At 42.9% G+C, this 20,243-nt stretch carries 25 protein-coding genes; 22 read left to right on the forward strand and 3 right to left on the reverse strand.

Features of this window, described 5'->3' with window-relative positions; all coding sequences use genetic code 11:
- Nucleotides 1-184 precede the first annotated feature (184 nt).
- Nucleotides 185-778, reverse strand: coding sequence for an acyl carrier protein phosphodiesterase (locus CXF83_RS09680; RefSeq protein WP_101089063.1), 594 nt, complete (start codon nucleotides 776-778; stop codon nucleotides 185-187).
- A 155-nt stretch (nucleotides 779-933) separates the two neighbouring features.
- Between CXF83_RS09680 and CXF83_RS22500 the strand changes: the two genes are divergently transcribed.
- The 11 genes from CXF83_RS22500 to CXF83_RS09730 all read left to right on the forward strand — a co-directional run bounded on the left by CXF83_RS22500 (nucleotide 934) and on the right by CXF83_RS09730 (nucleotide 9,846).
- Nucleotides 934-1,095 (forward strand): hypothetical protein, encoded by a 162-nt coding sequence (locus tag CXF83_RS22500; RefSeq protein ID WP_157822858.1) that lies wholly within the window; start codon nucleotides 934-936, stop codon nucleotides 1,093-1,095.
- 141 nt (nucleotides 1,096-1,236) lie between these two features.
- Entirely contained in the window at nucleotides 1,237-2,274 is a 1,038-nt protein-coding gene (gene queA / locus CXF83_RS09685) for a tRNA preQ1(34) S-adenosylmethionine ribosyltransferase-isomerase QueA (protein ID WP_101089062.1), read from the forward strand.
- Between the two features lie 183 nt (nucleotides 2,275-2,457).
- Entirely contained in the window at nucleotides 2,458-3,591 is a 1,134-nt protein-coding gene (gene tgt, locus CXF83_RS09690) for a tRNA guanosine(34) transglycosylase Tgt (protein ID WP_101089061.1), read from the forward strand.
- A 30-nt stretch (nucleotides 3,592-3,621) separates the two neighbouring features.
- The gene (yajC, locus tag CXF83_RS09695; RefSeq protein ID WP_101089060.1) at nucleotides 3,622-3,954 is read left to right on the forward strand and encodes a preprotein translocase subunit YajC; all 333 of its coding nucleotides are present in this window, start codon (nucleotides 3,622-3,624) and stop codon (nucleotides 3,952-3,954) included.
- 17 nt (nucleotides 3,955-3,971) lie between these two features.
- The gene (gene secD / locus CXF83_RS09700) at nucleotides 3,972-5,822 is read left to right on the forward strand and encodes a protein translocase subunit SecD (protein ID WP_101089059.1); all 1,851 of its coding nucleotides are present in this window, start codon (nucleotides 3,972-3,974) and stop codon (nucleotides 5,820-5,822) included.
- A gap of 12 nt (nucleotides 5,823-5,834) precedes the next feature.
- On the forward strand, nucleotides 5,835-6,782 hold the full coding sequence (secF, locus tag CXF83_RS09705; RefSeq protein WP_101089058.1) for a protein translocase subunit SecF: 948 nt from the start codon (nucleotides 5,835-5,837) through the stop codon (nucleotides 6,780-6,782).
- Nucleotides 6,783-7,070: 288 nt separating this feature from the next.
- Complete coding sequence (locus tag CXF83_RS09710) at nucleotides 7,071-7,388, forward strand: putative signal transducing protein (RefSeq protein ID WP_101089057.1); 318 nt, start codon at nucleotides 7,071-7,073, stop codon at nucleotides 7,386-7,388.
- A complete protein-coding gene (locus CXF83_RS09715) occupies nucleotides 7,388-7,747 on the forward strand; it encodes a rhodanese-like domain-containing protein (protein WP_101089056.1) in 360 nt (119 codons plus the stop codon). Before CXF83_RS09710 ends, CXF83_RS09715 begins: the two co-directional genes overlap by 1 nt.
- Nucleotides 7,748-7,781: 34 nt before the next feature.
- A complete protein-coding gene (locus CXF83_RS09720; protein WP_101089055.1) occupies nucleotides 7,782-8,693 on the forward strand; it encodes a precorrin-2 dehydrogenase/sirohydrochlorin ferrochelatase family protein in 912 nt (303 codons plus the stop codon).
- 126 nt (nucleotides 8,694-8,819) lie between these two features.
- Nucleotides 8,820-9,362 carry a YaeQ family protein gene (locus CXF83_RS09725; protein ID WP_101089054.1) on the forward strand — a complete coding sequence of 181 codons (543 nt, stop codon included), beginning with the start codon at nucleotides 8,820-8,822 and terminating at the stop codon, nucleotides 9,360-9,362.
- Nucleotides 9,363-9,603: 241 nt separating this feature from the next.
- A complete protein-coding gene (locus tag CXF83_RS09730; protein WP_101089053.1) occupies nucleotides 9,604-9,846 on the forward strand; it encodes a YecH family metal-binding protein in 243 nt (80 codons plus the stop codon).
- Nucleotides 9,847-9,951: 105 nt separating this feature from the next.
- Here CXF83_RS09730 and CXF83_RS09735 read toward each other — a convergent pair whose 3' ends face one another.
- Complete coding sequence (locus tag CXF83_RS09735; protein WP_101089052.1) at nucleotides 9,952-10,356, reverse strand: phosphate-starvation-inducible protein PsiE; 405 nt, start codon at nucleotides 10,354-10,356, stop codon at nucleotides 9,952-9,954.
- Nucleotides 10,357-10,962: 606 nt separating this feature from the next.
- Nucleotides 10,963-11,766 carry an inositol-1-monophosphatase gene (gene suhB, locus CXF83_RS09740; RefSeq protein ID WP_101089051.1) on the reverse strand — a complete coding sequence of 268 codons (804 nt, stop codon included), beginning with the start codon at nucleotides 11,764-11,766 and terminating at the stop codon, nucleotides 10,963-10,965.
- Nucleotides 11,767-11,924: 158 nt separating this feature from the next.
- Here suhB and trmJ point away from each other — a divergent pair, with 158 nt between their 5' ends.
- From trmJ to CXF83_RS22690, 11 genes are all read left to right on the forward strand, one after another.
- The gene (trmJ, locus tag CXF83_RS09745; RefSeq protein ID WP_101089050.1) at nucleotides 11,925-12,689 is read left to right on the forward strand and encodes a tRNA (cytosine(32)/uridine(32)-2'-O)-methyltransferase TrmJ; all 765 of its coding nucleotides are present in this window, start codon (nucleotides 11,925-11,927) and stop codon (nucleotides 12,687-12,689) included.
- Nucleotides 12,690-12,704: 15 nt separating this feature from the next.
- Nucleotides 12,705-13,526: a serine O-acetyltransferase gene (cysE, locus tag CXF83_RS09750; protein ID WP_101089049.1), complete on the forward strand. Its 822-nt coding sequence runs from the start codon at nucleotides 12,705-12,707 to the stop codon at nucleotides 13,524-13,526.
- A gap of 197 nt (nucleotides 13,527-13,723) precedes the next feature.
- Nucleotides 13,724-14,185: a Fe-S cluster assembly transcriptional regulator IscR gene (gene iscR / locus CXF83_RS09755; RefSeq protein WP_101089048.1), complete on the forward strand. Its 462-nt coding sequence runs from the start codon at nucleotides 13,724-13,726 to the stop codon at nucleotides 14,183-14,185.
- 82 nt (nucleotides 14,186-14,267) lie between these two features.
- Entirely contained in the window at nucleotides 14,268-15,482 is a 1,215-nt protein-coding gene (locus CXF83_RS09760) for an IscS subfamily cysteine desulfurase (RefSeq protein ID WP_101089047.1), read from the forward strand.
- A 31-nt stretch (nucleotides 15,483-15,513) separates the two neighbouring features.
- Entirely contained in the window at nucleotides 15,514-15,897 is a 384-nt protein-coding gene (gene iscU / locus CXF83_RS09765) for a Fe-S cluster assembly scaffold IscU (RefSeq protein ID WP_101089046.1), read from the forward strand.
- 14 nt (nucleotides 15,898-15,911) lie between these two features.
- Nucleotides 15,912-16,235: an iron-sulfur cluster assembly protein IscA gene (iscA, locus tag CXF83_RS09770; RefSeq protein WP_101089045.1), complete on the forward strand. Its 324-nt coding sequence runs from the start codon at nucleotides 15,912-15,914 to the stop codon at nucleotides 16,233-16,235.
- A gap of 17 nt (nucleotides 16,236-16,252) precedes the next feature.
- A complete protein-coding gene (hscB, locus tag CXF83_RS09775; protein WP_101089044.1) occupies nucleotides 16,253-16,777 on the forward strand; it encodes a co-chaperone HscB in 525 nt (174 codons plus the stop codon).
- A gap of 72 nt (nucleotides 16,778-16,849) precedes the next feature.
- Nucleotides 16,850-18,712: a Fe-S protein assembly chaperone HscA gene (hscA, locus tag CXF83_RS09780; RefSeq protein WP_101089043.1), complete on the forward strand. Its 1,863-nt coding sequence runs from the start codon at nucleotides 16,850-16,852 to the stop codon at nucleotides 18,710-18,712.
- An 8-nt stretch (nucleotides 18,713-18,720) separates the two neighbouring features.
- Nucleotides 18,721-19,059 (forward strand): ISC system 2Fe-2S type ferredoxin, encoded by a 339-nt coding sequence (gene fdx / locus CXF83_RS09785; RefSeq protein ID WP_101089042.1) that lies wholly within the window; start codon nucleotides 18,721-18,723, stop codon nucleotides 19,057-19,059.
- A gap of 402 nt (nucleotides 19,060-19,461) precedes the next feature.
- Entirely contained in the window at nucleotides 19,462-19,659 is a 198-nt protein-coding gene (iscX, locus tag CXF83_RS09790; protein WP_101089041.1) for a Fe-S cluster assembly protein IscX, read from the forward strand.
- Nucleotides 19,660-19,857: 198 nt separating this feature from the next.
- Nucleotides 19,858-20,028 (forward strand): hypothetical protein, encoded by a 171-nt coding sequence (locus CXF83_RS22690; protein ID WP_180961106.1) that lies wholly within the window; start codon nucleotides 19,858-19,860, stop codon nucleotides 20,026-20,028.
- Nucleotides 20,029-20,243 lie beyond the last annotated feature (215 nt).

Raw genomic sequence — 20,243 nt, forward strand, 5'->3', positions numbered from 1 at the left:
TTATGCAAAGCTTGCATAGGGCTGATCTATCCAGCGACTCTATGATGGATTCTCTAAATTGGCTAAGCCAGATACGCAAAGGAGGAAGCGTTGGAGTCATACAATAAGTATTCAAATGAGAAAGTATTTTAGGCGTAGAAAATGATGATGTTCAGTAACTCATCATATTCAATGGCGTTTCTGCTTATAGATATTCTGGCGGTGTATTACGTGTCCAAAGCCGACTGTACGCCATAAGCTGCGGATAAAAGGTACGAAAAGCGATCTCTATTTCTATATCGAGTTTCTTAACGCAATCTTGAGCACCCTTAAAGATCTCAGGTTTTGAAACGCGTTGTGCAACCGATGCGAGGGTTTGGTTAAGCCCTTTTCGGCTTTGATAAGCGACGAGCCAATTTTCTTGGCGCATTTTTGGAGCCATACTTTGTAACTGCTCAGGTAATTGCTCACAAGTATCAATTTGATTGTACGCATGAGTTGCAAACTCACTCAAACTTAGGTGATGGTATTCTTCCCAATACTTTGCCAGCATGTGGTCAAAGCAAATATCAACGATAATGGGGGCCGCACGAGTTAATGATTTTGGAAATTTTTCGTGTAGCTCTTTGGTGAGTTCATGGGTATCTGTCAGTTTATCTATTTGTCGGTGTAGCCAAAGACCCTGTTGTAGATGTTTCGGAAAACGTTCGATATTGCCTTTAGCAAAATCACCAGCAAGATTCGCTGCTAAAGAGGTTTGGCTAACATCCGCTAGGTGCAAGTGTGCAAGAAAGTTCATATTTTATACTTGGTGATATGAGTACTTTCACGGTAACATGCAGCGCGATGCGAAGGAAATTCTTTATTACAAATTATTGTAGTGAAGCGTTAGCTTCATGGATGTGCATCGTTTTAAAGCAATTTTCCCATATATTAACGGTTTGAGGATCAAGGATGATGTGGAACTGGTTATCAAAAAAGCTTGTTGGTACAGAGAAACCCCTGCGCAGAAAAGTAGAAGTCGATATTCCCTACGAGCAACATCGCTACCGTATTGAAGATCTCGCTAATGAAACGCAAGTGTCTCCGGAAGACAACGACCACAGCAAAGTGTGACATAAACTAACGCTAACCGCTCTAGAGTGGCCTTTACTGGTTATTTAAAGCAATAGTGGGACTTTATTGTGCCATTATTGTTGATCTTATTTTGCTCTAGTCATAGACTAGCGGCCGATTTAAAGACAGTAGAGACTTTCCATGCGCGTTGCAGACTTTTCTTTTGAACTTCCTGATGAGCTTATAGCTCGTTATCCCACTCCTGAGCGTACTGCTTCTAGATTATTATCGTTAGACGGTAATAGTGGTGCATTAGCGGATCTGCAATTTACTGCGATTCTTGAACAAGTTCAGCCGGGTGATTTGATGGTATTTAATAATACCCGTGTCATACCAGCGCGCTTATTTGGTAAAAAACAGTCCGGTGGTAAGTTAGAGATCTTAGTCGAGCGCATGCTTGATGATAAGCGAATTCTAGCGCATGTTCGTAGCTCTAAGTCCCCTAAGGTAGATGCTATTATTTGCTTAGATGGCGGTTATGAAATGAAAATGTGTGCTCGTCATGACACGCTATTTGAATTACAACTGCAGTCTGATAAAACGATCCTTGAGGTGTTAGAAGAGGTCGGCCATATGCCATTGCCACCTTATATCGACAGACCGGACGAAGATGCCGATAAAGAACGTTATCAAACCGTTTATAACCAAACTCCAGGCGCTGTCGCTGCGCCAACCGCTGGGCTGCATTTTGATGATGCAATGCTGGCAGCACTAAAAGAGAAAGGGGTTAACACCGCTTTTGTTACTTTGCACGTGGGCGCAGGCACATTCCAGCCGGTACGCGTTGACGAGATCCTTGACCATAAAATGCATTCAGAGTGGGCCGAAGTCTCTCAAGAGGTGGTTGACTTAATTGCAACAACTAAAGCGAAAGGCAAGCGAGTCATTGCCGTGGGTACCACATCAGTACGCTCTTTAGAAAGTGCCGCTAAAGCATCTTTAGCTGAGCTTGAACCCTTTAAAGGTGACACCGATATCTTTATTTACCCTGGATATCAGTTCCAAATAGTCGATGCAATGCTGACTAATTTTCATCTACCCGAATCGACATTGATTATGTTACTGAGTGCTTTCGCTGGCTTTGATGAAGTAAAAAACGCCTATCAGCACGCGATTGCTCAAAAATACCGCTTCTTTAGCTATGGTGACGCCATGTTTGTGACTAAAAAAGCGAACTAATACTAAAATATGCTTTAAAATACCCACCCATACAAATGAGGTGGGTATTTTTTTGTCCTCATTTTGGTGCTTATTTTGAGGGTAAGGGTTGATACTGATTTGTTTGCCCTTATCTCTAGTCTTAATCTACAACTCGATAGTCGAGTTAACTCAGGTCAGACTGTTTATCTGGCGAGGTGAATAATGAAATTTGAATTAGATACAACCCAAGGTCGCGCACGTCGCGGTCGTTTAGTGTTTGAACGCGGTACCGTTGAAACACCAGCGTTTATGCCTGTAGGTACTTACGGTACTGTAAAAGGGATGACGCCTGAAGAAGTGCGTGAAACTGGCGCTGATATCCTGCTAGGTAATACTTTTCACTTATGGCTTCGCCCAGGTGAAGAGATCATGCGTAAACATGGTGACCTGCATGACTTTATGAACTGGCAGCGTCCAATTTTGACTGACTCAGGTGGATTCCAAGTATTTAGCTTGGGCGATATCCGTAAGATCACCGAAGCGGGCGTACATTTCCGTTCACCGATTAATGGTGAAAAGATTTTCTTAGATCCAGAAAAATCAATGCAGATCCAAGATTCATTAGGCAGCGATGTCGTGATGATTTTTGATGAGTGCACGCCATACCCAGCAACAGAAGATGAAGCACGTAAATCGATGCAGATGTCTCTACGTTGGGCTCAGCGTTCACGTGATGAATTCGACAAACTTGAAAACCCGAACTCGTTGTTCGGCATTATTCAAGGTGGTGTTTATGAAGACCTGCGCGATGAAAGCCTAAATGGCCTAGTCGACATTGGTTTTGATGGATACGCAGTCGGTGGTTTAGCCGTTGGTGAACCTAAAGAAGACATGCACCGCATTCTTGAGCACGTTTGTCCTAAGATACCAGCTGATAAACCACGCTACTTGATGGGGGTCGGTAAACCAGAGGATTTAGTTGAAGGCGTACGTCGTGGCGTAGACATGTTTGATTGTGTTATGCCAACACGTAATGCTCGAAACGGTCATTTGTTTACCAGTGAAGGTGTTATCAAGATCCGTAATGCACGTCATCGTGATGACACTGCACCACTCGATGCTAAGTGTGATTGTTATACCTGTAAGAACTATTCACGGGCATACCTTTACCACTTAGATCGTTGTAATGAGATTCTAGGTGCTCGATTAAACACCATGCATAACCTTCGTTATTATCAAAGATTGATGGAAGGTTTGCGTGGTGCGATTGAGACAGGTACATTAGACGACTTTGTTACAGAGTTCTATACCAGCCTTGGCCGGGAAGTACCTGAAGTTCCTGAATTAACCGATTAATTTTTACTCAGACAATAAGAAGAGACAACTATGTTTATTTCAAATGCGTATGCAGCAGATTCACCTATAGGCGGCGCTGGCGGCACTATGGAACTTATTTTCATGTTGGTCATTTTTGGCCTGATTTTCTACTTTATGATTTTCCGTCCACAGTCTAAGCGCGTAAAAGAGCACAAGAACCTTATGGGCTCTTTGAGCAAAGGCGATGAAGTGCTGACTAGCGGTGGCATTTTGGGCAAGATAGCCAAAATCAGTGATGAGAATGACTACGTATTGTTGGCTATCAACGAGACTAGCGAAATCACTATTAAAAAGGATTACATTGCGGCGGTATTGCCAAAAGGCTCTATTAAGTCACTTTAAGCCAAGAGGGCTATGGCGTGTTAAATAAATACCCAATGTGGAAAAACCTAATGGTGATGATTATCATCGCCGTAGGTGCATTCTATGCGATACCAAACCTTTTCGGTGAGGACCATGCTGTACAGGTGGTTGCAACCCGAGGGGCAGAGGTGACAGCGTCGACTCAGTCGGCAGTAAATGATGTATTAGTAAGTAAAGGCATCGCTGTTAAGCGTTCTGAGCTAGAAAACGGTCAATTATTGGTTCGTGTTAATAATGGTGAAGATCAATTATTAGCGAAAGAGGCGATTTCTGATGCACTTGGCGACAAGTTCACAGTAGCGCTTAACTTAGCGCCTGCAACACCAGAATGGCTAGAGTCTATGGGCGGTTCGCCTATGAAACTAGGTCTCGATCTACGTGGTGGTGTTCACTTCTTAATGGAAGTTGACATGGGTGAAGCCGTTCGCAAGATGACCGAAGCCAAAGTTGCTGACTACAGAACTGATTTACGAGCTGAGAAAATTCGCTATGCGGGTATTCGTAATGGCGCCAAAGGTATCGAGATTAAGTTTCGTGATGCTGAGACCCTAGCGAATGCAGAACGCTTCCTTAAGTCTCGCAGTAACGACATGGTCTTTACTGACCGCTCTACTGGAGATAACTATTTCCTTATTGCTAATCCAAGTGACGTTTATTTAAAACAGATCAAGGAAGATGCGTTACAACAAAATATTACAACCTTGCGTAATCGTGTCAACGAGCTTGGTGTGGCTGAGCCTGTTGTACAGCGCCAAGGTGCTGAACGTATTATTGTTGAACTGCCTGGTGTTCAAGACACGGCTCGCGCAAAAGAGATTTTGAGTGCGACTGCGTCAATCGAATTCCACATGGTTGATCAGAGTGCGGACGCTCAAGCGGTAGCTAGTGGTCGTGTACCAGCGGGTTCTGAAGTTTATCAGCGCCGCTCAGGTGGCCCTGTTGTACTTAAAAAAGCGGTTATGCTAACGGGTGATCATATCCAAGGTGCACAACCAAGCTACGATGAGTACAGCCGCCCACAAGTGTCTATTAACCTAGATTCTAAAGGTGGTTCTATATTCTCAAATGTGACTAAAGACAACATAGGTAAGCCTATGGCAACTTTATTCATTGAGTATAAAGATACTGGTGATAAGAACGCTGACGGCAGCGTGAAAATGAAGAAGATTGAAGAAGTTATTTCAGTCGCCACGATTCAAGCTCGTCTTGGTCGTAACTTTGTGATCACCGGCCTTGAACATGCTGAATCACAAAACTTAGCGCTGTTACTTCGTGCTGGTGCGTTGATTGCGCCGGTTTATATCGTTGAAGAACGTACCATTGGCCCAAGCTTAGGTGCTGAAAATATCCAAAACGGTGTTCAAGCAATGATCTGGGGTATGGCGGTTGTTCTTGTCTTCATGATGGTTTATTACCGTGGCTTTGGTCTTATCGCAAACCTTGCGTTAACAGCTAACCTAGTGATGGTTGTTGGTGTTATGTCGATGATCCCTGGCGCTGTACTAACGCTTCCTGGTATTGCCGGTATGGTATTAACAGTGGGTATGGCGGTTGACGGTAACGTACTTATTTACGAGCGTATTCGTGAAGAACTGCGTAACGGTCGAAGCGTTCAGCAAGCGATTCATGAAGGTTATGGCAATGCATTTTCAACAATTGCCGATGCTAACATTACTACCTTTATGACGGCACTTATCTTATTTGCTGTCGGCACGGGTGCTGTAAAAGGCTTCGCGGTTACCTTAATGATTGGTATCGCTACTTCTATGTTTACCGCTATTGTCGGAACTCGTTCAATTGTGAACGCGATCTGGGGTGGTAAGCGCGTGAAGAAACTGTCTATCTAAGAGGAAGTTGAAATGTTTCAGATTTTAAATATCAAAGGCTCTGTCAACTTTCTGCGTCATGCTATACCTATTAGTATCCTTTCAGTGATACTAGTGCTGGGCTCGTTAGGGTCTTTAGCGACAAAGGGTATTAATTGGGGCTTGGATTTTACGGGCGGTACCGTTGTTGAACTCGAGTTTTCGAATTCAGTCAATTTGACAGTGATACGTGATGGACTCACAACAGATGAAACCGATGGTGCAATAGTACAAAACTTTGGTTCGAGCCGCGACATTCTTATTCGCCTTCCTGTTAAAGAAGGCATAAAGAGTGATGTGCAGGTTGCTCAGGTCATGGACGCTGTTACTCTACTTGACCCTGCTGTAATCCAAAAACGAGTTGAGTTTGTAGGACCACAAGTCGGTAAAGAGTTAGCTGAGCAAGGTGGATTAGCGGTTTTAGTCGCATTGATATGTATTCTAATATACGTATCTTTCCGCTTTGAATGGCGTTTAGCATTAGGTTCTGTAACTGCATTAGCCCATGACGTTATCATTACCCTTGGCGTGTTCTCTTTATTTCAACTTGAATTCGACCTCACCGTATTGGCAGGTGTGTTAACCGTTGTTGGTTACTCGCTCAACGATACGATTGTTGTATTTGACCGTATACGTGAAAACTTCCTCAAGATGCGTAAAAGCAGTCCTGAAGAAGTGGTGAATACGTCGATTACTCAGACAATGAGTCGTACTATTATTACAACAGCGACGACATTAGTCGTAGTTATTGCCTTGTTCTTAAAAGGTGGCACCATGATCCACGGCTTTGCTACGGCTTTGCTAATGGGGATTTTTGTCGGTACATTTTCTTCAATCTACGTCGCGAGTTTCTTAGCGATTAAACTTGGGATCAATCGTGAACACATGATGCCAGTTGAGATTGAAAAAGAGGGTGCAGATCAAGATAAACTAATGTCTTAGTCATTAGGTTGATGTTTAAAAGCCACCTTTTAGGTGGCTTTTTTGTTTAATTTACTAGGATATTGTCTAATAGTAGGGGATTTGACTAAGATTGTTTTATCAGTATGGTATTTTGTATTGAGCGATAAAACAGCGCTCGACAGTACTGATGTTTTAGCAGTAGCATGTAAGTCTATTTTAGCGCGTGAAAAATAGGAACGGCGGGTGAATAACGTTGTATACCCGTTTATTAGTTGATGTATTGGCTTATCAAACATAGCCAATAGCGCAATAGCAGTAGGAAATAACATGGATGATAAAATGCGGTTACTTGCAGCTGGAAACTTGTTAGAAGCGCATACTTGGAAAGGTATGCTTGAATCTATTGGTATTCCGGTAGAGCTTAAAGGTGAAGCGCTATTAGGTGGCGTGGGTGAATTGCCTACAGGGATACAGAATGTTGAGCTTTGGGTATCACAGAGCCATTACCAGAGTGCCAAAAAACAGATGGAATCGTTGAATGCGGATCGTCCGCAGTGGAAATGCGTTAATTGCCATGAAGTTAACGAGTCAAGCTTTGAGCTGTGTTGGAATTGCAGCGCTGAAAGAAGTGAGCAGTACAATTAATGAAACATAACCCTGCATTTCTGGCCCTTGTTGAAAGTATTCTCCCACATATTACTGAAATCACTATTGAACAATACTTGACGCATAAAGGCTGGACCTTACTTGATGTGAGAGAAGATCATGAGTGGAATATTAATCATCTTCCCGCTGCGCATCACTTGTGCAAAGGCATTATTGAAAGAGATATCGAGACGCGCTTTCCTGATAAGAGTACTCCCCTAACGCTATATTGTGGTGGTGGTTACCGCTCGGCAATGGCTGCTTTCAATTTACAAGTTATGGGTTATACCAAAGTTGTCTCACTATCAGGTGGTTATAAAGCATGGCTTGAGAGACAATTGCCGCTTATTGAAGGTTAGTGCTATTCGTTAGCTGTAGAGGTCAATTCGCTTAATGCAATATTTTCCGTTGTTTGTTGATACCCAATCCTTGAGGGTATTAATCGTAGGTGGTGGCGATGTTGCCAGTCGTAAACTCGATTTGCTCTGTCGTACTGAAGCTGAGGTGCATGTCATTGCGAACGAGGCGAGTGCTGAAGTCATTGCTTATCAACAAAAAGGGCGTATTACGCTAGAGCAGCGTGCCGTAAACGAGCACGATATCAGATCGTGGGATTTAGTTTATTTGGCAACGGCAGATAAAGCACTCAATGAGAGGTTAGCGACTATCGCTAAGCAGGGGGGGATATGGGTTAATGTGGTTGATAATCCAAGCTTTTGCAGTTTTATAACGCCTTCTATTGTAGACAGAGGTCGATTACAAATAGCGATAAGCACCGCCGGCGCCGCGCCTGTTTATGCACGGGAGCTTAGAGCCAGACTAGAATCATGGTTACCGCAGTCGATTACGCCACTATTTGATTTTATTGCAGAACGTCGACAAGACGTGCAAGCAAAGTTACCAATATTTAAACAAAGAAGATTGTTTTGGGAGCGTTTTTTTAAGCTCAATCAATCTCGATTTGATAAACAAACAACGGCTCATTATCAAGCCAGTTTTACTCAGCAAGATGGACAAGGGGAGCTGTTACTGCTTGATGCACAAATCGAGGCTGAGCTTCTGCCTATCGCCGCGATGCCTTACCTGCAAAAATTAGATATTGTCTTTAGCGAACAATCGATGCCTCATACACTCAATGAGTTACTTAGGCGAGATGCTGCACGCGACAGTAACTGGAGTGATTACAGCTTGCAACAAGCACTCTGCGAGGGTGAGCACTGCTTAGTGTATGCAGATGTTGCCGAGATTGATCGATTAGTCACACTGTTTCCGCAAGCCAAGCGTTTAAAAGTAGGGGCAATCTAAGTCAACTTGAGTTTAGAGTAAGTGGGTACTGTATTTTGTTATCAAGGTTTATAGTACCTTAATGTTTAGCCCTTTTAGAGGGGGATTTAAGGTACACTTAGCGCAAATACCCAGTCGAAAAAACTCATGGCCTTAAAAGCAACAGTATTCAAAGTATCTCTCCAAATCGCCGATATGGATCGTGCTTACTACAACGACCATCAATTAATGCTCGCTCAACATCCCTCTGAAACCGACGACCGTATGATGGTAAGATTGCTCGCTTTCGCAATGAATGCCAGCGAATCTTTAGCTTTCAGCAAGGGCATGAACGTTGACGATGAACCAGAGCTTTGGGATAAAACCTTATCAGGTGAAATTGATCTCTGGATTGAGTTTGGTCAAAGTGATGAGAAATGGATCCGTAAAGCCTGTGGCCGCGCTAAAGCTGTGCAGCTTATTACCTACGCTGGGCGTAGTGTTCCCATTTGGTGGAAACAGAACGAAGCCGCGCTAGCACGTTACAATAACCTAACGGTGACCAATATCCCAGAAGACGCCGTTAAAGCGATGGGACAAATGGTGGGTAAAAATATGGCATTGCAAATTAACATCTGTGAAGGTCAGATTTGGATTTCAGATGCAAATGACAGTGTGTTGGTCGAGCCTGAAATACTAAAGGGTGAATAACCTAGCTGTTTAGTGACGCTACACTTACTTTAAGAAGCCAGTCATATGATTGGCTTCTTTTTTTATAACATAAAAATGTAAATGATAAACGGTGTATCCGACATCGACTTTATACAATGTTGTTTTGCTTTATCCCAAGATTAAGCGTCTCAAAGTTAAACATTGTTGCTTAGATCAAAGTTTAACGGTTGGAATTACAGTATAAAGTGTCTATTAAATGCAGCTTAAATTTTGAGGGTATATGTCAGATTCAATACACGGTCACAAGGTTATGGAACTCATGCTTGAGCATGAAGAGCCTTTATCACGAGAAGCTTTAAAAGCGTTAATGCAGGGGACATTTGGTGCGGACGCTCGTTACCATACTTGTTCTGCCGAAGAGATGGATGCAGAAGCCTTGATTGACTTTTTAGAGAAGAAAGGTAAGTTTATTCACTCTGAGACTGGCATTGCGACAGCAGCCGATCGTATTTGCAATCATTAAAATAATTAAGCATTAGACGTACGGCTTAATTAGCACGATCTAAATAAAAAATGCTCAAAGTGTTAGCTTTGAGCATTTTTTGTATTCATCGCACTTAAGTGATGACTAATCATCTTCCTTAGGGCGGGGATACGGTAATTTCAATTGCCCCCAGCGGATAACAATAACAGTGGCTGCTAAAATTAACGTCGAGAATGAGATCGAAGCAATACGCCAGTCGTCCATAGCTTTCATATCTAAAATTAAATAACGCGCTAACGCAACAATAGCAATGTAAAGCGGCATTCTAATCGGCAACTTGCCCGACTCGGCATAATGCGAAACCATTGCTAACACTTCCAGGTAAATAAACAGCAATAATAAGTCAGCTAAAGCAACTTCACCCGCGTTAAATATATGCACTATCTCTTGTCCAATCGCCACAATAGTGGCGATGGCAATAATCATTAATACTAAATGTTCAACGGCTTTGATACTTGTAATACCGTATTTTCGATACATTTTATCCATGTTGTCCCCTAATGCAGTCGTTTCATAAAGAGTACCAGTAAATCGTATAAACGCGACATCGACGATGTGATGCTTTTCACAGTTGCGAGTTTTATATAGAAAAGTCAGCATTTTGAAACGGAACGTTTATGAATGAAAGGTAAAAAAATGACTGTGTCGTGTATGTTTTTAGACAATCTATGTAATACCAGTTGCATTAAAAGTCTGACCATTCAGCTGGAATTCAAAGCCCTGTAGGCGAGATTGGGGGTTGAAGCTAATCGTTATTCTCGGCTCTGGCATCTTCGGTAACAGCTCTATGCGTTACTCTTGATAATTGCTCCTGCATTATTCTACCTTCGCCATTCATGATCTCGTACCTTCTGCATCTGAGCTTCATGTAGGGAGTAAATGTCATATTTTGTATGGAACAAAATAGATCATTCTGTCGTCAATGCGCCTTGAGTTGAGAAGTTTGAGCACTTCTGAATTGACTACATACTTAATGCAATTGATATCAGCACTGGCATCAATGGATAAACATTTTAAGCCAGATACTGAGGTATAAAAAAACCGCCTAATGAGGCGGTTTTTAAAATATCCAAATAATTTATAATCTGCTGATCATTAACGCTTAAGCGCTTCGCTCAATAATGGGCGGAATGACTTAACAAGTGCAGTTGTTGTTTTTGGGTTACCTGCAACGATATTTCCTGATGTGAGGTAGTTATGGTTGCCAGTAAAGTCAGTTACTGTGCCGCCAGCTTCACGAACAATCAAATCACCTGCTGCAATGTCCCAAGGCTTAAGACCGATTTCAAAGAAACCATCAACACGGCCAGCTGCAAGGTAAGCTAGATCTAACGCGGCAGAACCTGCACGACGTAAATCAGCACATTGTGTAAATGTTAAAGCGAAAAGCTTCATGTACGTTTCAGTGTGCTGTTTTGCCTTGAAAGGGAATCCAGTAGCAATGATATTGTCACTCAGATCGTTTCTTGGCTTAACGCGAATTCGGAAGTCGTTTAACTTGGCAAATTTTCCGCGTACAGCAGAGAAAAGCTCATCACGAATAGGGTCATACACAACAGCAACTTCTGTTTTACCTTTAAACTGCATCGCGACAGATACAGCAAAGTGAGGGATACCTCTGACAAAGTTATTAGTGCCATCCAGTGGGTCTATGATCCAAACGTAATCTTTATTAGCGCCTTTGTTCTCACCTGTTTCTTCACCAATGATAGTGTGATCAGGGTAAGCCTTACGGATCTGGTAGGTAATTGCAGCTTCAGCTTCTTTATCCACGTTAGTGACGTAGTCATTAGCTCCTTTTGAAGTAACCTCAATACGGTCTAGTTCGCCATAAGCACGTGTAATTATTTGGCCGGCAGCGCGAGCGGCGCGCACGGCAATGGTATGCATTGGAAGCATTGCAAATCCCCTGGATGTAAAAGAACAGATATAAATTATCGGAGCCGAATTATACGTGTTTTTTCGATGATATCAAATGCTGATTTTTGTATAAGTAAAAATAGCAGGCTTGTGTTAAAATATTTTCAAGTGTCCTCTCATTTAAATTAAGTAATTTCATGCTCAGCAATATTCGCGTCGTTCTTGTCGGTACATCCCACCCAGGGAATATAGGTTCAACAGCCCGTGCTATGAAAACCATGGGGTTATCCACTTTATATCTAGCAGAACCTAGGGTTACACCTGATGGCCATTCAGTGGCATTAGCCGCAGGTGCTTCAGATATTTTAAAAAATGCTATTACAGTAGGCTCTGTTGAAGAGGCTATTGCAGATTGTAGCCTAGTTATCGCTACCAGTGCGCGAAGCCGTACACTCGATTGGCCAATGCTAGAGCCAAGAGAGGCGGGTGAAAAACTTGTTGCATCAGCACTCACTGGTCCCGTCGCTATCGTATTTGGACGTGAAAACAACGGCCTTTCTAATGAAGAGTTGCAGGGCTGCGATTATCATGTTGCGATACCAGCCAATCCAGAATACACCTCGCTTAACTTAGCGCAGGCTGTTCAAATCATCTGTTATGAAGCTCGTGTAGCGCATTTAGCGCAGGTTCAAAAAGAGTTTGAAAGTAATAAGCCTGACGGATTTGTTGAGCCTGAAAACGAATACCCATTTTCAAAAGAGCGTGAAAACTTTTATGAACATATGGAGAACACGCTTTTATCGACCCATTTTATCGTGAAACAACATCCAGGTCAGGTAATGACAAAGCTACGCAGGCTATTCAGTCGCGCTAGAATCGAACGTCAAGAGATGAATATCTTGCGTGGAATTTTAACGTCGGTAGACAAAGTCGTCGCTAAGAATGAAACCAACGATAAGTAAAAGGAAGTAGTTAGCATGGGTGTTATCGCGAGACTTAAAGATGATATAGCGTCTATCTACCATAGAGACCCCGCCGCGAACGGAACAATTGAAATACTGTTCAATTATCCAGGCATGCAAGCAATATGGATCCACAGGATCAGTCATAAGCTTTGGGTGCGAAAATGGCGTTTGTTAGCGCGATGTCTATCTACATTCTCACGTTGGTTAACCGGTGTTGAAATCCACCCCGGTGCCACCATTGGCGACCGGTTCTTTATCGACCATGGGATGGGGGTTGTCATTGGTGAAACGGCCGAAATTGGTAATGATTGTACTTTGTATCACGGCGTGACACTCGGTGGTACGACATGGCAGTCTGGCAAGCGGCACCCAACGCTTGGCAATAATGTCGTTATTGGCGCAGGCGCAAAAATCCTTGGACCGATTACGATGAATGATGGCGCGCGTGTGGGTTCTAATTCGGTGGTTGTTAAAGATGTACCGATAGACACCACCGTGGTTGGCATCCCTGGGCGTGCAGTTGCTAGCCCGTCTGAGCAATCTACAGAGCAAACCAATCGGCGCACTGAAATGGCGAAGAAGTATGGCTTTGATGCTTACGCTGTTGCACCTGACAATCCTGATCCAGTCGCCAACGCAATTGGCCAAATGCTGGACCATATGACTTTGATGGATTCAAAAGTACAAGAAGTCTGTCAAGCAGTACAAAGTTTGGGCGGTAGTGTTTGTACGGAGAAGCTTCCTGAACTTGAAGTTGATGAGTTTAGTGAAGCTGAATTAGCGGCAGCACAAAAACGCCAGAAGTCATTAGATGAGTTTGATCCCATTATCTAGACTTATGTACGCCATTTTTACTAAACACCATTGAATCTTGCCTAATAAAAAGGTTAAATACCCCAGTAAAATGACGGGGTATTTAACCCCTGTCATGTTCTTTATAATACTTGACCAATTCACTAGGTTTTTATACTTGACTAATTTACTCAGGTATGATGAAATTACCCTATGCTTTTTTGGGAGACGTACTAGCAATGAAACTTACATCAAAAGGTCGGTATGCTGTCACTGCAATGCTAGATGTTGCAATGCATTCTACTAATGGTCCAGTACCATTAGCCGACATTTCAGAGCGCCAAGGGATCTCTCTATCTTACCTAGAACAACTTTTCGCAAAACTTAGAAAAAATGGGCTTGTATCTAGCGTCCGAGGCCCTGGTGGCGGATATCGCTTAGGTACAGACGCAGGCGAAATTTCTGTAGGCATGGTTGTACGAGCTGTTGATGAATCTGTCGATGCCACTCGTTGCCAAGGAAAGGGTAATTGCCAAAGCGGAACGCGATGCTTGACTCACTCTTTATGGGGCGATTTAAGTTCACAAATTTCAGATTTTTTAAACGGCATTTCATTGGCCGGATTGATGCGAAAAAGAGATGTGCAATTTATCTCAGTTAAACAAGACAAATTGCAGCAGGAACAGAGAATCAGCGTTTAGCGGTCTCTGTTATTAACATAAAATAATTTTTTGTACGTTGTAAGTGGTAGCACAATGGCTACCACAAAGTACGGAGTGTGTGATGAAGCTACCTATCTACTTAGATTATGCTGCGACGACGCCGGTTGATCCTCGCGTGGCAGAAAAAATGATGCAGTGCATGACTATGGACGGCATTTTTGGTAATCCAGCGTCTCGTTCTCACCGTTACGGTTGGCAAGCTGAAGAAGCTGTTGATATTGCTCGTAACCAGATTGCAGACCTGATCAATGCCGACCCGCGTGAAATCGTATTTACGTCCGGCGCAACAGAGTCTGACAACCTAGCGATTAAAGGTGTTGCTCACTTCTACCAGAAGAAGGGTAAGCACATCATCACCAGTAAAACAGAACATAAAGCCGTTTTAGATACGTGCCGTCAACTTGAGCGTGAAGGTTATGAGGTTACTTACCTTCAGCCAGAGCCTAGCGGCCTTATTCCAATTGCTATGATCGAAGCGGCAATGCGTGAAGACACGTTACTTGTCAGCATTATGCATGTTAACAACGAAATTGGTGTGATCCAAGACATCGATGCAATTGGTGAACTTTGTCGTTCACGTAAAATTGTATTCCATGTTGATGCAGCTCAAAGTGTGGGCAAAATTCCAGTAGATGTGCGAAAGACAAAAGTTGATCTGATGTCTATTTCTGCTCACAAGATGTATGGCCCTAAAGGTATCGGTGCATTATATGTAAGCCGTAAGCCTCGCATTCGTTTAGAAGCGGCTATGCACGGTGGTGGTCATGAACGTGGTATGCGCAGTGGCACATTAGCTACGCACCAGATTGTTGGTTTCGGTGAAGCGGCTGCTATCGCAAAAACTGATATGGAATCAGATAACGAGCGCATTCGTCGTCTACGCGATAAGTTGTGGAATGGTATCAATCACATTGAAGAGACTTATATCAATGGCGATATGAACCAAAGATATTGCGGTAGTTTAAATGTCAGCTTTAACTTTGTCGAAGGTGAGTCTTTGATGATGGCGCTTAAAGATCTTGCTGTTTCTTCAGGCTCTGCGTGTACTTCTGCTAGCTTAGAACCTAGCTACGTGCTTCGTGCTCTTGGTTTAAATGACGAAATGGCTCATAGCTCGATTCGATTCTCATTGGGTCGCTTTACGACTGATGAAGAGATCGATCATGCAATAGAAACAATTAAAGAATCTATTGGTAACTTAAGGGAAATGTCTCCGCTTTGGGAAATGTTCCAAGACGGTATTGACCTGGACTCAGTTCAGTGGGCACACCACTAACCTTAACGAATAGATAAACTGGAGTAGTATCATGGCTTATAGCGAAAAAGTAATAGATCATTATGAGAATCCACGCAACGTTGGTTCGTTTGATAAAAACGACACCTCAGTTGTCACTGGAATGGTCGGTGCACCTGCCTGTGGCGATGTAATGAAGCTACAACTGCGCATTAATGATAATGGGATTATCGAAGATGCTAAGTTTAAGACATACGGTTGCGGCAGCGCAATAGCGTCTAGTTCATTAGTCACTGAATGGGTAAAAGGCAAAACAGTTGAAGAAGCCGGTGCAATTAAAAACACCGACATTGCTGAAGAGCTTGCGTTACCACCTGTGAAAATTCATTGTTCGATTTTGGCTGAAGATGCCATTAAAGCTGCTCTGGATGAGTATAAAACAAAGCAATCGAAGTAATACCTGGAGTTAAGATGGCAATTAGTATCACTCCCGCAGCGGCAGACCGAGTTAAGAGCTTTCTGGTTAGCCGCGGCAAAGGTCTAGGCTTACGTTTAGGGCTAAAAACATCAGGCTGTTCTGGTATGGCTTACATACTGGAGTTTGTTGATGACTTGAATGATGACGATGAACTATATGATATCGATGGTGTAAAGATCATCATTGATGCTAAGAGTTTTATCTATCTTCAAGGGATTGAGTTGGACTTCATTAAAGAAGGCCTTAACGAAGGTTTCCAATTTAACAACCCTAATGCGAAAGGTGAATGTGGTTGCGGTGAAAGTTTTACCGTATAAGCTTTGAAAGTTAAACTATGAATTATTTTGAGCTGTTTAGTTTATCTCCTTCCTATGATGTCGACACCGCCATCCTTGCAGAGCGCTATCGCGATCTGCAAAGGGCGGTTCATCCCGACAAATTTGCTAACGCAAGTGAACAAGATAAACGCTTGTCAGTACAACGTACTGCACAAATCAATGATGCCTTTCAAACATTGAAAAACCCAATCCAACGCGCTGAGCACTTATTGGCCCTTAAAGGGTTAGAGTTGAGTCACGAGTCTACTACGCTTAAAGATACTCAATTTTTAATGCAGCAGATCGAATGGCGAGAATCTCTTGAAGAGATTGGCGATAGTGATGATCCTGAAGCGGAAATAGAAGGGCTTTATGCTTCTTTTGATGCGTTTGCAAAGCCGATCACAGCAGCGCTAAAAGTGTTACTGCTGAGTGATTTGGAATCTGATCATTTGCAGGCAGCGGACCAAATTCGTAAACTTAAGTTTATGGCAAAATTACAAGACGAGTTGGCAAGAGTGGAAGACGCGCTCTTAGATTAGCCCGCTGGTTTTTATTTTATAATTCTGTTGGCTCAATAACCTTGAGCCAACATTTTTTTAAGTTGGATATATATGGCACTTTTGCAGATAGCAGAGCCTGGACTGACCGCAGCTCCCCACCAACACCGTCTCGCAGTGGGCATTGATTTAGGCACAACCAACTCTCTTGTTGCTGCCGTTCGAAGCGGCGTGGCTGGCACCTTAGCAGATGAGAGCAATCTTCATTCATTGCCGTCAGTTGTTCGATATACCCAAGATGCAATCTTTGTTGGACGTGAAGCTGAAGCGTTTTCAGCTCAAGACCCACAAAACACCATTGTGTCGGTTAAGCGTTTCATGGGCCGTAGCCTAGAAGATATTAAATCTGGTAGCCAAACGTTCCCTTATGCTTTTGAAGCGAGTGAGCACGGGCTGCCTATCTTTGTAACACCTCAGGGTAAAGTTAACCCTGTACAAGTTTCTGCAGAAATCTTAAGACCGCTGGTCCAGCGTGCTGAAGCGTCACTTGGCGGTACCTTAGAAGGCGTGGTGATTACCGTGCCGGCCTATTTTGATGATGCACAGCGTCAAGGTACTAAAGATGCAGCTTCATTAATTGGTGTTAAAGTGCTGCGCTTATTAAATGAACCGACGGCAGCGGCAATCGCTTATGGATTGGACTCAGGTAAAGAGGGAATCATTGCTGTTTATGATCTCGGCGGCGGCACATTCGATATCTCTATTCTTCGTTTGAACAAAGGGGTATTTGAAGTATTAGCAACGGGTGGCGACTCTGCGCTCGGTGGCGATGATTTTGACCATATGCTACAAAGTTACTTCCAGCAGGAGTGGTCACTAGCAGAAATTAGTGCGAGCTTAAGTCGTAAATTGCTAATAGAAGCTCGTCGCGTTAAAGAAGCATTAACGGATAGCGATACCACGACGGCAAGCGTTGTCGATGATAATGGATTTGAGCTGTCGTTAACGGTTTCTCGTGCGACTTTTGACGGCATGATCAGCAAGCTAGTGAAGAAAACTGTTTCAAGTTGTCGTCGTGCACTGCGCGATGCTGATGTGAGCAAGGAAGACGTGTTGGAAGCGGTCATGGTAGGTGGTTCAACTCGAGTACCATTGGTTCGAGAAGAAGTGGCTAATTTCTTCGGGAAAAGTCCTTTGACATCAATTGACCCTGACCGTGTTGTCGCTATTGGTGCAGGTATTCAAGCTGATATTTTAGTGGGTAATAAGCCTGAATCAGATTTGCTACTATTAGATGTTATTCCGCTATCATTAGGCGTTGAAACCATGGGCGGATTGGTTGAAAAGGTGGTGTCTCGTAATACCACTATTCCAGTGGCTCGTGCTCAAGAGTTTACCACTTTTAAAGATGGTCAAACTGCCATGGCATTTCATGTAGTGCAAGGCGAACGAGAACTCGTTGCTGATTGTCGCTCATTGGCTAAATTTACGCTTAACGGGATCCCGCCATTAGCCGCAGGGGCTGCTCATATTCGTGTGACATTCCAAGTCGATGCGGATGGATTGCTTAGTGTTACGGCAATGGAGAAGTCCACAGGCGTTAAAACGAGCATTCAGGTTAAGCCGTCATTTGGTTTATCGGATACTGAAATCGGCGCGATGCTACGAGATTCAATGGCAAATGCGGAGGAAGATATTACCCGCCGTATGTTAGCTGAAAAACAGGTCGAAGCTGCGAGAGTATTAGAATCACTTAATGCCGCTCTGAGCAAAGATAGTCAACTGCTCACGGCTGATGAACTCGTTTCAATTAAGCACTTTATGGCTTCGTTAGCGCAGCTAGCGAGTGAACAAGACACCGATGCTATCGAAAAAGCAATCGAAGCATTAGATACCGTAACGCAGGATTTTGCTGCTAAGCGTATGGATAATTCAATCAAACTGGCACTCAAAGGCCAGTCCGTTGACAATATATAGGTCCCAATATGCCACAAATAGTATTTTTACCGCATGAAGAATTATGCCCAGATGGTGCAGTTGTAGAAGCCAATGAAGGTGAAACGGTATTAGACGTTGCTTTGCGTAACGGTATTTACATAGAACACGCTTGTGAGAAGTCTTGTGCTTGTACAACCTGTCACGTTGTTATCCGTGAAGGGTTTGATGAACTTGAACCAAGTGACGAACTGGAAGATGACATGCTTGATAAAGCATGGGGCTTAGAGCCTGAAAGCCGTCTTTCGTGCCAGTCTAAAGTGCCGGCATCTGATTTGGTTGTTGATATCCCGAAGTACACTATTAATATGGTGAGTGAAAGTCAGTAGGCTGTCACTACAAAATATAAACCAGTAGCTTGTCTACTGGTTTTTTTTGCAAAAAGTTAAGGGGCTTTTGATCTTTCACGGTTGTTTTTGCCGCAGTTTATTGGCTATTTTGACAAGGCGGAGGCTATGTCGTTTAGTCATTCTCCACAAATAGCCTACAACACAGTAAAAATAGCCAAGAAGCGCGGCCCTTCGGGTCCGTTTCAATACTTTTAGTCTTTTATGGCTAGAATGCGTTACGAGCTTTTCGCTTAGCCAGCTAAGCATCATCGCTCAAGCCTTGTACTAAAAAACAAAAACTAAGCTCGAAAGATCAAGAGCCCCTAGTATTAATGCCACAATTTCCTTCACCATAAAGAGTTTGGTTTATACTTAGATCATGTTGAATCGTTGGAGTCGGATATGGTACTTAAATGGATTGATTCGCAAGAGATCGCATTAGCGCTACTGGAAAATTATCCAGATGTTAACCCTGAATCTATTCGATTTACCGAACTATGTGATTGGGTGATAAAGCTTGAAACATTTGAAGACGATCCGGACCATTGTAATGAACGTATTTTAGAAGCAATTCAAGCTCACTGGATTGATGAAAAGTGAGACTAATTGTCATTACTTGTTCAAGCTGTTGTGATCTAAATCATGTAAGTTGACATCTAATAAGTGAAATAAACGTAGGATTGATCAACATCAAGTTCACCTTCCGTGTTTGATTTTAGGCTTACATCACTGTTATGACTTTACTACGCAAAGTGGTAAAAGTGATATGTTTCAGCCATTCATCAAAGGAACGTCAATATGAGCAAGTTTCTAATACTCACCTTATCATTACTCACTCCAACCTTAGCATTTGCACATGAAGGTCATGGCGGCGTTGGGTTGTTTCATCACTTTATGGATATTGCACCCGCACTGGCATTGTTAGTTGTGATTGCCGCAGGCTTTATATGGGTGAAAAAGCACAAGTAAATACTACTAATAGCGGCTTAACTCATCACTTAAATGATTAAATCAGAAGCCAATTTTTAAGGCATTCACTTATGAACTGTGATCTGATTGGCTTTTATGCATTTCTAAATACGACTTATCTCTATTTGATAGCACTATAAGGGTAGGCAATTAGGCATTAATTTCGTATAATCCGCGCGAAATTAAAAACCCGTTTATTTAAGAAGGAAGCTTTT

This window comes from Shewanella sp. Choline-02u-19, from assembly GCF_002836205.1.
Lineage (GTDB): Bacteria > Pseudomonadota > Gammaproteobacteria > Enterobacterales > Shewanellaceae > Shewanella.